This window comes from Oxalobacteraceae sp. CFBP 8761 (genome assembly GCA_014841595.1).
In the GTDB taxonomy this organism is placed as follows: Bacteria; Pseudomonadota; Gammaproteobacteria; order Burkholderiales; family Burkholderiaceae_D; genus Telluria.
This window is the reverse complement of record JACYUE010000001.1, coordinates 172,910-187,179: the sequence shown is the minus strand read 5'-3', so window position 1 is coordinate 187,179 and position 14,270 is coordinate 172,910. Positions and strand designations below refer to the sequence as shown.

Annotated in this window: 18 protein-coding genes; 8 read left to right on the top strand and 10 right to left on the bottom strand. The window is 60.7% G+C overall.

Annotated elements, in window-relative coordinates:
* The first annotated feature begins 6 nt into the window (after positions 1-6).
* The 3 genes from IFU00_00845 to IFU00_00835 are packed head-to-tail and all read left to right on the top strand — an operon-like array spanning position 7 to position 3,290.
* Positions 7-1,956 (top strand): phospholipase, encoded by a 1,950-nt coding sequence (locus IFU00_00845; GenBank protein MBD8540823.1) that lies wholly within the window; start codon positions 7-9, stop codon positions 1,954-1,956.
* Positions 1,957-1,981: 25 nt separating this feature from the next.
* Positions 1,982-2,986 carry a sel1 repeat family protein gene (locus IFU00_00840; GenBank protein MBD8540822.1) on the top strand — a complete coding sequence of 335 codons (1,005 nt, stop codon included), beginning with the start codon at positions 1,982-1,984 and terminating at the stop codon, positions 2,984-2,986.
* A 25-nt stretch (positions 2,987-3,011) separates the two neighbouring features.
* Positions 3,012-3,290: a PAAR domain-containing protein gene (locus tag IFU00_00835; GenBank protein ID MBD8540821.1), complete on the top strand. Its 279-nt coding sequence runs from the start codon at positions 3,012-3,014 to the stop codon at positions 3,288-3,290.
* A gap of 37 nt (positions 3,291-3,327) precedes the next feature.
* Here the strand turns inward: IFU00_00835 and cysC are convergent, their stop codons facing one another.
* Both cysC and purM read right to left on the bottom strand, forming a co-directional pair.
* The gene (cysC, locus tag IFU00_00830; GenBank protein MBD8540820.1) at positions 3,328-3,939 is read right to left on the bottom strand and encodes an adenylyl-sulfate kinase; all 612 of its coding nucleotides are present in this window, start codon (positions 3,937-3,939) and stop codon (positions 3,328-3,330) included.
* Between the two features lie 6 nt (positions 3,940-3,945).
* Positions 3,946-4,989 (bottom strand): phosphoribosylformylglycinamidine cyclo-ligase, encoded by a 1,044-nt coding sequence (purM, locus tag IFU00_00825; protein ID MBD8540819.1) that lies wholly within the window; start codon positions 4,987-4,989, stop codon positions 3,946-3,948.
* A gap of 190 nt (positions 4,990-5,179) precedes the next feature.
* Between purM and hda the strand changes: the two genes are divergently transcribed.
* The 5 genes from hda to IFU00_00800 all read left to right on the top strand — a co-directional run bounded on the left by hda (position 5,180) and on the right by IFU00_00800 (position 9,079).
* The gene (gene hda / locus IFU00_00820; protein MBD8540818.1) at positions 5,180-5,863 is read left to right on the top strand and encodes a DnaA regulatory inactivator Hda; all 684 of its coding nucleotides are present in this window, start codon (positions 5,180-5,182) and stop codon (positions 5,861-5,863) included.
* The gene (locus tag IFU00_00815) at positions 5,860-6,534 is read left to right on the top strand and encodes an HAD family hydrolase (GenBank protein MBD8540817.1); all 675 of its coding nucleotides are present in this window, start codon (positions 5,860-5,862) and stop codon (positions 6,532-6,534) included. Before hda ends, IFU00_00815 begins: the two co-directional genes overlap by 4 nt.
* A complete protein-coding gene (pcnB, locus tag IFU00_00810; protein MBD8540816.1) occupies positions 6,527-7,990 on the top strand; it encodes a polynucleotide adenylyltransferase PcnB in 1,464 nt (487 codons plus the stop codon). The genes IFU00_00815 and pcnB overlap by 8 nt, the downstream gene beginning before the upstream one ends.
* Positions 7,987-8,460 carry a 2-amino-4-hydroxy-6-hydroxymethyldihydropteridine diphosphokinase gene (gene folK / locus IFU00_00805; protein ID MBD8540815.1) on the top strand — a complete coding sequence of 158 codons (474 nt, stop codon included), beginning with the start codon at positions 7,987-7,989 and terminating at the stop codon, positions 8,458-8,460. Before pcnB ends, folK begins: the two co-directional genes overlap by 4 nt.
* A 79-nt stretch (positions 8,461-8,539) precedes the next feature.
* Positions 8,540-9,079 (top strand): NUDIX domain-containing protein, encoded by a 540-nt coding sequence (locus IFU00_00800; GenBank protein ID MBD8540814.1) that lies wholly within the window; start codon positions 8,540-8,542, stop codon positions 9,077-9,079.
* A 224-nt stretch (positions 9,080-9,303) separates the two neighbouring features.
* On the opposite strand, the gene IFU00_00795 is transcribed toward IFU00_00800, so the two are convergent.
* From IFU00_00795 to IFU00_00760, 8 genes are all read right to left on the bottom strand, one after another.
* Positions 9,304-9,549 carry a hypothetical protein gene (locus IFU00_00795; protein MBD8540813.1) on the bottom strand — a complete coding sequence of 82 codons (246 nt, stop codon included), beginning with the start codon at positions 9,547-9,549 and terminating at the stop codon, positions 9,304-9,306.
* Between the two features lie 99 nt (positions 9,550-9,648).
* Entirely contained in the window at positions 9,649-9,963 is a 315-nt protein-coding gene (locus tag IFU00_00790; GenBank protein MBD8540812.1) for a hypothetical protein, read from the bottom strand.
* A gap of 198 nt (positions 9,964-10,161) precedes the next feature.
* Positions 10,162-10,668, bottom strand: coding sequence for a hypothetical protein (locus tag IFU00_00785; GenBank protein ID MBD8540811.1), 507 nt, complete (start codon positions 10,666-10,668; stop codon positions 10,162-10,164).
* A gap of 185 nt (positions 10,669-10,853) precedes the next feature.
* Positions 10,854-11,162, bottom strand: coding sequence for a hypothetical protein (locus tag IFU00_00780; GenBank protein MBD8540810.1), 309 nt, complete (start codon positions 11,160-11,162; stop codon positions 10,854-10,856).
* 118 nt (positions 11,163-11,280) lie between these two features.
* A complete protein-coding gene (arsH, locus tag IFU00_00775; protein ID MBD8540809.1) occupies positions 11,281-12,000 on the bottom strand; it encodes an arsenical resistance protein ArsH in 720 nt (239 codons plus the stop codon).
* 13 nt (positions 12,001-12,013) lie between these two features.
* Positions 12,014-13,294: an arsenic transporter gene (locus IFU00_00770; GenBank protein ID MBD8540808.1), complete on the bottom strand. Its 1,281-nt coding sequence runs from the start codon at positions 13,292-13,294 to the stop codon at positions 12,014-12,016.
* Positions 13,295-13,350: 56 nt separating this feature from the next.
* Complete coding sequence (locus tag IFU00_00765) at positions 13,351-13,830, bottom strand: arsenate reductase ArsC (GenBank protein ID MBD8540807.1); 480 nt, start codon at positions 13,828-13,830, stop codon at positions 13,351-13,353.
* 35 nt (positions 13,831-13,865) lie between these two features.
* Positions 13,866-14,192: a helix-turn-helix transcriptional regulator gene (locus IFU00_00760; protein ID MBD8540806.1), complete on the bottom strand. Its 327-nt coding sequence runs from the start codon at positions 14,190-14,192 to the stop codon at positions 13,866-13,868.
* Between the last annotated feature and the right edge of the window lie 78 nt (positions 14,193-14,270).

The following is a 14,270-nucleotide window of genomic DNA, read 5'->3' as shown; positions in this document are numbered from 1 at the left end:
ATCCCAATGGGAATGGACGAGAATGCAGGACTGTACACGCAGAAGCTCACCTACAACAAGACAATGGGGCCGTACCAATGCCTTTCCAAACCCTGGTGGATACGGACTGGCAAACACGCAATATACCCGCCGCGCCACGCATGCTGCCTTGAGGCGCTCGTCTGTGGCGAAGAGGTATTTCGCAGCATACAGACCGACCTTCTGGCAGCACAGCACAGCGTAGATATCATCACGTGGGGATTTGATCCGGGCATGGTGCTGGTTCGCACTGGCGCAGGCGAAACCGGCCTACGCTACGGAGACCTGCTCAAGCGGATTGCGACACGCAAGGACAACCCGGTCATGGTTCGTCTTCTTTTATGGAACGACGACGTCGCCTCGCACTTAATGGCCAAGAACAACCCCGGCTACTACGGGGGCCGTATCCCGACTATCAAAGGCTATGCGGGTTTTTTCGGCGAACTGCACGAACGCTATAACTGCGAGTGGTTCGAGGACATCATCGGGGGTAAGGTAGCGAATATTGTGCTGCAGGGGCGTGAAGTCGCATTGAAATGTCGCGGCCCTGCGCTCGAAGGAGAAAACTACAAAAGCAGCGCCAAGGGCATGCTCGGATCAGCCTATCCGACACATCACCAGAAGTCGCTGCTGATCGACTACGAAACGCCGGCGCGGGCCGTTGGTTACGTGATGGGTCATAACTCGACGACCGACTTTTGGGACACGATCGAGCATCGCTTCCACGACCCGAATCGTGAAGTACTCTTCAATAAAAATCCGGCCGAAGCGATCAGCCAGTATACGGCCACGATCGATGAAGCCCACGATCGTTACGAACAAATGGCTTATTCCGCCACCCCTTTTCAACCGGGACTCAGGCGGGCCGGGCGCATGGCTAAATTCGCGGAACAGCACGCCTTTGTCGCCAAACCCTACCAAGATGTATCGCTGCGCGTGTGCGGTCCCGTCCTCTACGACCTGAATCACAATTTCTGCACTGGCTGGGCCGAAACCGGGTCGGTGAAATCGACCTTCAGCACGGCCTTGGGCCTGACCCCAATTGGCCTTGCAGTCAAGGCGACACAGGCCATTGTCGGGGCGATCGCCACCGCAGCGCCGCGCCTGCCCGATCCGGCGCAGAGCAGGAAGCACATCAAGGCAGCCGAATTCATCGTGCGCGGCGCTCGCCACAGTGCGCAGCTTCTGCGCACCTACCCGGCCACGAAAGAAAAAGCGATCAAGGAATGCTATGCAAATCTGAATCGGCTCACCGAGCACTACCTTTTCATCCAGAACCAGTACGTCCAATATGAAGACTGGGCCACCCATCTGACCGAGTGCGCCGACAAGCTACGTAACGCCGGCTATCTCAAGCCGATCTACGTGTTTATCGTGACCTCGACGCCAGAGTCGGATGGCATGGATCTGGCGACCTACGACATCGCCTTGCGGCTTGGGAGCAGTGAGAAGATGAAGGTGGAGCATGCGGAGACGGTCGCGCAGGCTGAACAAGGCAAGGCCAAGATGCCGATTACGCCCGAAGCGCTGGAAAAGCGAGGAATCAAGGCACTCATGGCGTCAATGTGGAGTGGCGCTGCCAAGCCAACATCCGCAGCTGATTATGAGGAAACTTATATCCACGCAAAGGTGGCGATCGTCGATGACGCGGCCTTCACGGTCGGGTCGGCCAATCTGAACGTGCGCAGCATGGCATTGGACAGCGAATTGAATTTGCTCAGTCAGGCTATGGATGTTGCTTTCGAATTACGCAGGAAATTGTTCAAACAGTGCACGAATGATGAAGGGCCGGCGCAGTTCGGAGATATGAATAAAACGTTTGGAAAATGGCTGGACTTGATGAGTAAAAACACTGAAGCGATGGCGAATTGCTCACCGCTATCTGGCCAGATCGCTACTTTTCACGTCAACCGACAACCCGGCTGGCCAGTGATCTGATATGCGAGTACTACTTCGTCAATCTATTTATATCGCCACCGCATTCGTCGCTATTTTGACCGGGGCCTATTTCCTGCAAAGACATTTGGAGTACGTGAAGATGCATACCATTCCTACCGGCTTGCGCACGTTCGATGTCAACAACCCGATCCCGGCCTGCGGCCGCTGGAAGGACACGATGCCGAAGACCCGTGACGCTAACGCCTATCGGCTCTATATCAATGCCCGCAATCTGTGGCGCAGCAAGATCGAATGGCAGCTAACGCGCCAAGAAGCAATTTCCATTCTAAGCGACGTACAGACCGCCGCCAACCTGGGTGACTGGGGTGCTCGCGCATTAATGGCCTACTTCTACCGGTCCGGCCTCGGCCCTCTCAAGTCCAATCACGTACTTGAGCCCGACGGTGACAAGGTCGTCGAGATCGTGCGCACTGCTGTCGCTGCAGGCCAAGCTTGGGGCTACTACGATCTCGGTGTCGCTCACGAGCATGGCTACGGTGGAGCCGCATACGATAAAAATATCGCGTGGGCGTATTACCTAAAAGCGGCAGAGCTTGGCAGTCCGGAAGCACAAATGGCCTTGGCAGGCGCTTATTTGAAAGCTGGGCGTCGCGATGCCGATGCCGCTATGGTGATGTGCTCTTATAAACAGGGCCATGGCCCTGCTGCCTACAAACTTGGAATCAGGGCGGAAATCCTAAAAGATTTCGCTGCTGCGGTGAGGTACCACCAGGCGGGAACAAGATTCGGTAGCAAGAATTCCGCAGTATCACTGCGGATGATGTTTGACATCAGGGAGTGGGATCTACGCGAAAAACAGGATCAGGCTGCCTTTAAAGAGTTGCAAATTCTGCCCGATCCGGAACGCGAGCATCGGTACGATCAGCTCGCCGACGCGCTCGACCTCAACCCAGATCTGAAACTTTCCCGATTGGATCAGGTACTGCCATTGCCCCCTGCCGAACTGCCCGCATGGCAGAGCATCAATGACGCGATCGAGCCGGAGCCGGACGGCCCCCCGACCTACTGACATCAACGACTTCAAGGAGAACGACGTGTCCCTGAAAATCATCACCGTCGGCGACAAGACCGATCACGGCGGAACCGTCATCAGCGGCGCGCCCAACCAGAATATTCATGGCCGCGCGGTCGCAAGGCTTGGAGATAAAGTCGACTGTCCACAGTTCTACCCTGGAGGAAAACCACATGGCATCAACAAAATCGTTACCGCCTGTAATACCGTCACCATTAACGGCGTACCTGTTGCTGTCGAAGGGTGCACAACAGAATGCGGCTGCAAGCTGATCGGCAGCCAGCCCGCCAGCGTCGGTTAGCGATCCTGCATCGATGTTTGAAATGCCTGCGACGGAATTACGCGCCGTCGGCGTTTGAGGTATTGATAATCCCATGCTGCCGCAGCCTGGCCAACACCTTCCCCACCCCATCATCAACCGAAGCCGCAGCACTATCAACAACCACCTCAGCCGCCTCCGGCGCCTCATACGGCGATGAAATCCCCGTAAACTCCGCCAACTGCCCTGCCCGCGCCCGCCGGTACAACCCTTTCGGATCGCGCGCCTCGCACACCGCCAGCGGGCAGCGGCAATACACCTCGATGAACTGCGGCGCCGGCACCAGCGCGCGCACGCGGGCGCGGTCGGCGCGCAGCGGCGAAATGGCCGAGACGATCACCATCTGGCCGGCCTGACAGAACAGGTGCGCCACTTCGCCGATACGGCGAATGTTTTCAGAACGTTCAGGGAGGGAAAAACCGAGATCGGCGCACAGGCCATTGCGGACCTTGTCGCCATCGAGTGCGAATACCTGGCAGCCCAGGTCGAACAGCGTGCGTTGGAGTGCGTCGGCCAGCGTGGTCTTGCCGGCGCCGGACAGGCCGGTGATCCAGACCACGGCGCCGCCGTGGCCGGCCCGCTGGCGCCGTTCCTCGTCGCGAATGGACAGGGACGGTGCCAGGGATGTCATCGCGGTTTAGACGACGATGGTTTGCGCTTCGCCGTCGGCGCGGGCGCGGATTTCGCCGATGCGGTAGACGGTCTCGCCAGCTGCTTCGAGCTGGGCGAAGGCGGCGTCGGCGTTCTCTTTCGAGACGATGACGGTCATGCCGATGCCGCAGTTGAACACGCGGTGCATTTCGGCGTCAGCCACGCCGCCGTGCTGCTGCAGCCACTGGAACAGCGGCGGCATCGTCCACGACGAAGCATCCAGCACGGCCGTCAGGTGATCCTGCAGCACGCGCGGGATATTCTCGACCAGGCCGCCGCCGGTGATGTGGACCAGGCCCTTGACTTCCATCGATGCCATCAGCGCCAGCAGCGGCTTGACGTACAGGCGGGTTGGCGCCATCAGCACGTCAGCCAGCTTGCGGCCGTGGAAGTCGCCGTCGAGGTCAGGCTTGGCCACTTCGATGATCTTGCGCACCAGCGAGTAACCGTTGGAGTGGATGCCCGACGAGGCCAGGCCCAGCACCACGTCGCCCGGCACGATCTTGCTGCCGTCGATGATCTGCGATTTTTCGACCGCGCCGACGGCGAAGCCGGCCAGGTCGTATTCGCCGTCCGGGTACATGCCCGGCATTTCGGCGGTTTCGCCGCCCAGCAGGGCGCAGCCCGACTGTTCGCAGCCCAAGGCGATGCCCTTGACCACAGCGGTGGCGGTGGCCACGTCCAGCTTGCCGCAGGCGAAGTAGTCGAGGAAGAACAGCGGCTCGGCGCCCTGGACCAGGATGTCGTTGACGCTCATGGCCACCAGGTCGATGCCGACCGTGTCGTGGCGGTTCAGCTCGAACGCCAGGCGCAGCTTGGTGCCCACGCCGTCGGTGCCCGAGACCAGGACCGGCTCCTTGAACTTCTTGCTGATTTCGAACAGACCGCCGAAGCCGCCGATGCCGCCCAGTACGCCCTCACGCATGGTGCGCTTGGCAAGTGGCTTGATCGCTTCGACCAGCGCGTCGCCGGCATCGATATCAACACCCGCATCGCGGTAGGAGAGAGAAACATTAGATGGTTGGTTCATGGTATTTGGCAGCGGAGGCGGTAAAATAGGAGGCGACCGGCGAAACTGGTCAATCCACTATTTTAGCAAAACGGCTTCCCCTGTATTCCTTTTATGGGCCGACCGCCGCCGTTTAACGTACATAACAACGAAAACTTATCCTTACTGGCATGCCCATTCCTCCATCTTCCGGCATGAATCGGCCCTCGCGATGAAACAGCTGGTGCTCGATTTAGGCGCCGAACCGGCCCAGAGCCTCGACACCTTCCAGGTCGGGGCCAATGCCGAGCTGACGCACCTGATGCACCTGTTCGCCGAGCGCAGCTCGCGCGAGCATTTCGCCTATCTGTGGGGCGACACCGGCGCCGGCAAGACCCACCTGCTGCACGGCCTGGCCGCCAGCCCGGGCGCGCGCTACATCCCGTTCGATGCGCCGGCCAGCCAGTTCGTGCATGCCGCCGGCACCACGCTGTACCTGCTCGACGACTGCCATCGCCTCAGTGCCCGGCGCCAGATCGATGCGTTTGCACTGTTCAACCAGATCCGCGAACACGGCGCCTACATGGTCTGCACCGGCCCCGTGCCGCCGGCAGTGCTGCAGGTGCGCGAAGACCTGCGTACGCGCATGGGCTGGGGCCTGGTGTACCAGATCCACGGCCTGTCCGACGACCAGAAGATCGAAGCGCTGACGCACGCCGCCGAGGCGCGCGGTTTGACGCTGTCGGCCAGCGTGTTACCCTATTTGTTGTCTCATTTCAAACGCGACATGCGTTCCCTGTCGACGATGCTCGATGCGCTTGACCAGTATTCGCTTGAAACCCAGCGGCCGGTCACGCTGCCGCTGCTGCGCGACCTGCTGTTGCAAGAAAACCTGCCGCTCGAATCCAAAGAATGAAAAACCTCGCCCTGTTTGACCTCGACCACACGCTGCTGCCGATCGACTCCGATCACGAATGGGGCGAATTTCTGGCGCGGGTCGGCGCGGTCGATGGCGACGCCTACCGCGCCCGCAACGACGCCTTCTTCGCCCAGTACAATGCCGGCGTGCTAGATCCGGTCGAGTACCTCGAATTCGCGCTCGGCACGCTGGCGGCGTTCCCGCGCGCGGAACTCGATGCACTGTATGCGCGCTATATGCGCGAAGTGATCGAGCCGGCCATCACGCCGCAGGCCCTTCAGCTCGTGCGCGATCACCAGGAAGCCGGCGATCTGGTGGCGATCATCACCGCCACCAACCACTTCATCACGGCGCCGATCGCGGCAGCCTTCGGCGTCGAGCACCACATCGCCGCCATGCCCGAATTCGACGCGGCCGGCATGCTCACCGGGCGCCTGGCCGGCACGCCGACATCGGGCCCTGGCAAGGTCGTTCACATGCACGCCTGGCTCGAACGCCTGGGGCAGCCGTTCGACAGCTTCGGGCGCAGCTACTTCTACAGCGATTCGCACAACGACATCCCGCTGCTGTCGATCGTGTCTCACCCGGTCGCCACCAATCCCGGCAAGGCGCTCGCAAGCCACGCGCGCGAACAGGGCTGGCCAACCATCCAACTATTCAATGATTAAAACCTTCATCCGTAAAATCCTGGGTGTGAAAGACCAGCGCGACCCGACCGAGCCGGTCATCCTTGGCCCCGACGAACACGGGATCGACCCGCGCAGCGTGTCGTCCAACGCGATCCGCGTGACACAGGCGTTGCAGGAAGCCGGCTACCAGGCCTTCGTCGTCGGCGGCGCCGTGCGCGACATGCTGCTGGGCGTCAAACCCAAGGACTTCGACATCGCCACCGACGCCACGCCCGAACAGGTGAAAAAACTGTTCCGGCGCGCCTTCATCATCGGCCGGCGCTTCCAGATCGTGCACGTGATGTTCGGCCAGGACCTGCTCGAGGTGACCACCTTCCGCGGCAACGGCAGCGACAACGCGCCGAAGGACGAACATGGCCGCGTCCTGCGCGACAACAGCTTCGGTCCGCAGCACGAAGACGCGGCGCGCCGCGACTTCACCATCAACGCCCTGTACTACGACCCGGCCAGCCAGCAGGTGCTCGATTACCACGGCGGCATGGAAGACATCCGCAACAAGCTGCTGCGCATCATCGGCGTGCCCGAGGAACGCTACCGCGAAGACCCGGTGCGCATGCTGCGCGTGGTGCGCTTCGCGGCCAAGCTGGGCTTCTCGATCGAGCAGGCCACGCTGGCGCCGATCCCCGTCATGGCCCCGTTGATCGACAACGTGCCGGCCGCGCGCGTGTTCGACGAGATGCTCAAGCTGCTCATGTCCGGCCACGCGCTGGCCTGCCTGCAGCAATTGCGTTCGGCCGGCCTGCACCATGGCCTGCTGCCGCTGCTGGATGTCGTGCTCGAGCAGCCGATCGGCATGAAGTTCGTCACGCTGGCGCTCGAGTCCACCGACAACCGCATCAAGGCCGGCAAGGGCGTCTCGCCAGGCTTCCTGTTTGCGTCACTGCTGTGGCACCAGGTACTCGAAAAATGGACGGCCTATGTTGCCGGCGGCGAGTCGCCGATCCCTGCCCTGCACTTGGCGGCCGACGACGTGCTCGAAACGCAGACCGAGAACCTGGCCCTGCAACGCCGCATCGCCACCGACATGCGCGACATCTGGGCCATGCAGCCGCGCTTCGAACGCCGCGCCGGCCGCGCGCCGTACAAGCTCCTCGAACATCCGCGCTTCCGCGCCGGCTACGACTTCCTGCTGCTGCGCTGCGAATCGGGTGAACTCGACATGGAAATCGGCGACTGGTGGACCGATTTCTATGCCGCCGAAGGAGGCGATCGCGAGCGCCTGGTTGAAGTGGCCGTCTCGCGCGAGCGCGAAGGCGGCCCGGCCAAGAAGCGCCGTCCGCGGCGCGCGCCACGCAAGGCCGGCGGCGAAGGCGAGGTCGGCGGCGCCGTGCATGCGCCGGACCCTGACGATGGCCTGACCGCCGAAGACCGGGCCCGCGATGCTGCCTATGCAGCGCACGAAGAAGCCAAGTACCGGGCCATGCGCGGCAAATGATCGCCTATATCGGCATCGGTGCGAACCTGGGCGACGCGCGTGGCAATGTGCTCGATGCGCTCGCGCGCCTGGCGCGCATGGACGGCGGCATGCTGCTGCACACGTCCAGCATGTACCGCACCGCCCCGATCGACTCGAGCGGCGACGATTACATCAACGCCGTGGCCTGCCTGGATACGTCACTTGGCGCGCACGAACTGCTGGCGGCGCTGCAAGCCATCGAACAGGCCCATGGCCGCGAGCGCCCGTACCACAACGCCCCGCGCACACTCGACCTCGACCTGCTGCTGTACGGCGACGAGACGATCGCCACCGATACCTTGACCGTGCCGCATCCGCGCATGCACGAACGCGCGTTCGTGATCGCGCCGCTGCTGGAAATCGCGCCGGACATCGTCATTCCCGGCCACGGCGCTGCGCGCGACTTCGCGCAACTGGTGGCCGGCCAGACGATCGCCAAACTCGACTGATACCCGGGCGTCAGTCGCAGCGCGCCAGTTGTGACCTTGATGCCACGGCGCCCACTTTGATGAAGTACCAGGAGTTCTTGTGACGCTGCTGCATACACTGACCCATCCTGGCGTCTCGCTCGAAGGTACCATCTTCGAACGGCAGGCCGTGCGCGCCATCATCCTGCGCGGCCGCGACATTTTGCTGCTGTATACCCGTCGGTACGATGACTACAGCTTCCCGGGTGGCGGGCTGGATGCGGGCGAAGACCCAATCGACGGCCTGCGCCGCGAACTGCGGGAAGAAACGGGCGCCGCCAATGTTACCGTCGAGGGTTATGTCGGCTATCTCGACGAGCATCGCCCGCCGCTGAAAAGTGGCTACGACGTGCTGTTAATGCGCTCGCACTTCTATCGCTGCCGCGTTGACGGCGAATTGGGCGCGACCTCGCCCGAAGCGTACGAGGTGGCCAACGGCATGGTGCCGCGCTGGATCGATATCGACGCCGCCATCGAACACAACGAGCGGATACTGGGTACCAAGCCGGCGCACATGGGGTTGTCGATTGCGCGTGAAACGTGGATGCTCAGGTATGCGCTGGCCATGCTGGCGGCAGGCGCTGCTGTGGGCGAACAATAAAGTTCGACGCAAGCCCTGCTATGAGGCGAAAGATGTCGACATGCTGGGTATGCGGATAAAGTTTGACACGGCCTGTTGGTTACTTCGCCCTATTCGACCGGTTGAATCCAAGGCCGATGGCGGCCGTTCAGTTCAGGCATCGCAGGTCGCTAGGAGCGGAAAATCGCAGACTGTCATGGAGGACCGGATCCGACCCGAAGCGGAGATGCCAAGCTCCATGAGCACTATGCTTTGACGAGCTTCTCAAGCTTGATTTCTTCCGCCCGGAATCCCTGCAACCATTCGGTCGTACCGTCCTTGTCGCTGCATTCCAGCTCGTACCCCGGTGGATTTTCGTAAATCTCGATGACCCATGCGACGTCACCAACCTGTGGCTTGCGAATGTCACCGGCGCCCAAGTCAGAACGGACGGGCTGCCGTAACTCCGTGATCCTGACAGCGTCATAGAGCTTGATTGTCGGATCTAGCATCCATTCTCCCGGCAAATCTTTGTCTCGACACGAACGATTGCGTTTGGCCGGTTTCTGCCCTCCAGGTGTACGGCAGCTCCCGACCCAAAGCAGACGGCATCACACACGATCAATCTGGTTGCGCAGGACCGTAAAGGTTGTATCGCCAGTTGTCGATTCGACACCCCATGGATTGGTAGTGCTGACGCGGGCCAGTGGCCGCCCTCGCTCATCAATCCATTCGTCTTCAACCACGCAAGCGATACAACCTGGCTGAGGATAGGCGCTGTCGAGCGACAGGTTTGCAGTAGTTACGACAGGAACTTTCTCAACGAAACGATGTGAGCAGTCTTCAGAGTCAAGCAAGATGCACTCCACGAAACCAGGAAAGTGGTCGTCAACGAATCGCTCAATCGTCACTGTAAGTACGTCCATTACATCCCTTTAGAGTCGTTATGCATGTCCGCTTCTGGCCGAATTCGGTCGGTCGAGCCAGCATAGCAGGTTGCCCGTTGAAAATTCGGCGGTGGCCGCGACAGGCCGGTACCGACCCACTGCGGACGTTCGCGGACTGTAACGAAAAGCCGGACCCGACCCGAGGCAGACCTTGACCCATCCGTAATCGGAGCTGGCCTAATTCCCAAGAGCGTCTGACCAGGCGTGGAACGCGGAGAGCAGGATCTCCTCTTCAGTTTCATATATGTTGCCGGTGTGAGAAATCGTTGCACGCTTCGCAAGTGCTTTTAAATCCCGCATGATCTCAAATAGCCCAAGTATTGCAGGGTCATCCCAATCCGGTCCCCCTCTATAGTCCAAGGTGATAGAAGTTTCCCAAACGAAGACACCTAAGTCGGAAATTGGTGCGCCACTCGCTGACCGTAGCCCGCCAAACACGACGTGGAACGGCTCGGCCTCGCCCGTAAGAACGGCAAGTGCAGGATTTTCACCAAAACTAATCACACATTCTTCGCTTCTACTGCGTGACCAGTAATAAGCGGACCTTGACACCAAATGAGTAGCACGGCCTTGAATAATGGCGTATGCATCACCGACAACCGGCTTCTGCCCGAAATCGAAATCGATGTCAGGAAGGTCGCCGTCACGGATACAAAGAATTTGACGTACGGTTTCGAAACTCATCTGTGATTCCATCGAATGATGACCGATTCAACGATGCTGCCAACGCCAAGTGCCTGACGTATTCACGTTTTCTTGAACGACTGCTTCTGGCCGATCTCGGCCCTTCAGACCAGCATAGCAGCCCATCAAGGCCGCAAATTGCAGACTGGCATAAAGGACCGGTTCCGACCGATTGTGGACCTTCGCTATCTTAGTTTTGAACCGTCTGGATTGATTGCCTGCTCATCGCGACGCGTAGGATAGTAGATCTTCTTGTGCTCACGCTCGTAAAAGAGGATGCCGTGAATGCCCATTGCTTCGCGCTTGGGGACACGGCGTTTCCAGATCGCTGTGAAGGCTGCATTTAAGGCTTCCGGTGGCTGGTTTTGATAGACCTCATCGATAAAGGCTACGTCTGTGCCGTCTGGGAAGATAAGGGCGAATTCTTCATCAGCTGCAGCAAAGATGTCATAGACTGCGTTATCGGCGCCATCAAAAATCTGAATATTCTTCACGTTCCATCCTTTCCGCTTTTGGCCGAAGGCGGAAGTTCGCCAAAGCATGTCCGCCCTCGCCTCTTGTGTTGAACTTTATTGTTCGTACACAACTGCGTCCGACGAAGATCGATGTCGTTCAAATTTTCCCAATCTGCCGGTCAATCGCCTTGAGCGCACGCTCATTACGCTCGCTGTACCGATCGGTCAGATAGTCGCTCCGGCCCCTGGTCAGCAGCGTGAACTTGACCAGCTCCTCCATCACGTCGACCACGCGGTCGTAATACGCCGAGGGCCGCATTCGGCCTTCGTCATCGAATTCCTTGTACGCCATCGGCACCGACGACTGGTTCGGAATCGTGATCATGCGCATCCAGCGCCCCAGGAGGCGCAGCGTGTTGACGACGTTGAACGATTGCGACCCGCCGCAGACCTGCATCACGGCCAGCGTCCGGCCCTGGCTCGGGCGTACGGCGCCCTGTTCCAGCGGGATCCAGTCGATCTGGTTCTTCATCACGCCGGTTACCGTGCCGTGGCGCTCGGGGCTGCACCAGACCTGGCCTTCCGACCACAGGCACAACGCGCGCAGTTCGACGACTTTCGGGTGCGTCTCCGGCACGCTGCCCACCATCGGCAAGGTCATCGGATCGAAAATTTTCACCTCAGCGCCGAAGTGCTCGAGGATGCGCGCGGCCTCGAAGGTGAGAAAGCGGCTGAACGAGCGTTCGCGCAGCGAACCGTACAGCAGCAGGATGCGTGGCGGGTGATTCATGTCGCCCACTGGCTCGAGCTTGTCGACGGTCGGCATGTCCAGCAGCTCGGGCCGGATATTCGGCAGGTTCGGGATGGTGTCATTCATGGCGATAGCTTTCTTAGCTCAGGCGCAGCGCAAGCGCGCACAGGGTAACGAACAGGACCGGAAGCGTCAGCACGATACCCACCCGGAAATAGTAGCCCCACGAGATCCGGATATCCTTCGCCGCCAGCACATGCAGCCATAGCAGGGTGGCCAGGCTGCCGATCGGGGTGATTTTCGGGCCGAGGTCGGCGCCGATGACGTTCGCATACACCATCGTCTCGCGCACCACGCCGCTGGTCGTGGTGGCGTCGATGGCCAGGAGGCCCACCAGCACCGACGGCAGATTGTTCATGATCGAGGACAGGATCGCCGTGATGAAGCCGGTGCCGAGCGCGGCACCCCAGACACCGTATTGCGCGCACCAGTTCAACAGCTCGGTCAGATACACCGTCAGCCCGGCATTCCTCAGGCCATACACGACCAGGTACATGCCGAGCGAAAAGATCACGATCTGCCACGGCGCATCGCGCAGCACGGCGCGCGTCGAGATGCGGTGCCCGCGCGCGGCCACCGCCAGCAGGAGTGCTGCGCCGGCCGCCGCCACGGCGCTGATTGGTACGCCCATGTCGTCAAGCCAGAAGAACCCGACCAGCAGGATCCCCAGTACCCACCAGCCAGTGATGAAGGTTGCCCGGTCATGGATGGCATCGCCTGGATGCTTCAATTGCGCCATGTCGTAGTTCGCCGGGATGTCCTTGCGGAAGAACCAGATGAGTGCGCCAAGCGTTGCCGCCACCGCGACCAGATTGACCGGCACCATCACCGACGCATAGCGGGCGAAGCTGATGCCGAAATAGTCGGCCGAGACGATGTTGACGAGGTTTGACACGACCAGCGGCAGGCTGGCCGTATCGGCGATGAAGCCGGCCGCCATGACGAAGGCCAGCGTCGCCTTGGGCGTGAAGCGCAGCGCCAGCAGCATGGCGATCACGATGGGCGTCAGGATCAGCGCTGCGCCATCGTTGGCAAACAGGGCCGACACTGCAGCGCCGAGCAGCACGAGCAGGATGAACAGGCGCAGGCCATTGCCCTTGCCCCAGCGCGCAACGTGCAGGGCCGCCCATTCAAAAAAGCCCGCCTTGTCCAGCAGCAGGCTGATGATGATGATGGTGACGAATGCCCCCGTCGCATTCCAGACGATGCCCCACACCACTGGGATGTCGGCAACGTGGATGACACCGGTCAGCAGCGCGACCGCAGCGCCGGCAGTGGCGCTCCAGCCGATGCCCAGCCCACGGGGCTGCCAGATGACCAGAATGAGTGTTGCGAGAAAAATCAGCGATGCGATCAGCACGAAGGGTCCTAGTGAACAGTTCAATCAAATACAGCATCGGCAGTGCCGGATGCCGTTCAGGGCAACAGGGTGCCGATGCGGTCGAGCTCTGCCTTGAACCGGTTGCGGTCAGCTTGCAGTTCTTCCAGCGGCAGGGCCAGGAAGGCCTGCGTGCGGGCCAGGATGATGGCATAAGTACGCTCGAACGCCGCTTCGATTTGTTCGTCGGTACCAACGACGTGGCTCGGGTCGTCCAGGCCCCAGTGCGTCCGCAGCACCGGGCCCAGATAGGCAGGACAGGTCTCGCCGGCCGCGCTGCCGCAGACGGTCACGACGATATCCGGCGTGACCGGCAAGTCGTCCCACGACTTGCTGTAATAGCCCTCGGTCGAGATGCCCTTGCGGTGCAGGAGCGCGACAGCGCGCGGATGCAGCGTGCCCGTTGGCTGGCTGCCGGCGCTGATTGCCTTGAACCCCTCGGGGGCCAAATGGTTGAAGGTGCCCTCGCTGAGGACGGAGCGGCACGAATTGCCGGTGCAGAGAAAGAGAATGTTCATGGGATGGTTGGTCTGGTGAGGGGTTATGTGCAGCGTCAGTTTGGTTTGCATGGCTCGCCAGCGGCCGCGTCGCACGGCACGCCACCGCAGCAGTTCTCGGTCAAAAAGCCGACCAGGCCATTCATCGTCGCGATGTTGGCCGAATAGATCACGAAGCGCCCGTCCTGCCGTGACGACAGCAAATCTGCGTGCGACAGCTCTTTCAGGTGAAACGACAGCGCCGAAGGCTGCACATCGAGGTGTTCGGCAATCCGGCTGGCCGCCAGCCCCGCCGGTCCCACCTGAACCAGCAGCCGGAAAATCGCAAGGCGGCTCCCCTGCGACAACGCTGACAGGGCGGCAAGTGTGGCTTTGGTATCCATGGTGTTCCCGATTGATGCATTACAAGATATAAGAATGATAGCCGAACGGTACAACAATTCAAAGAATATTGAAGTATT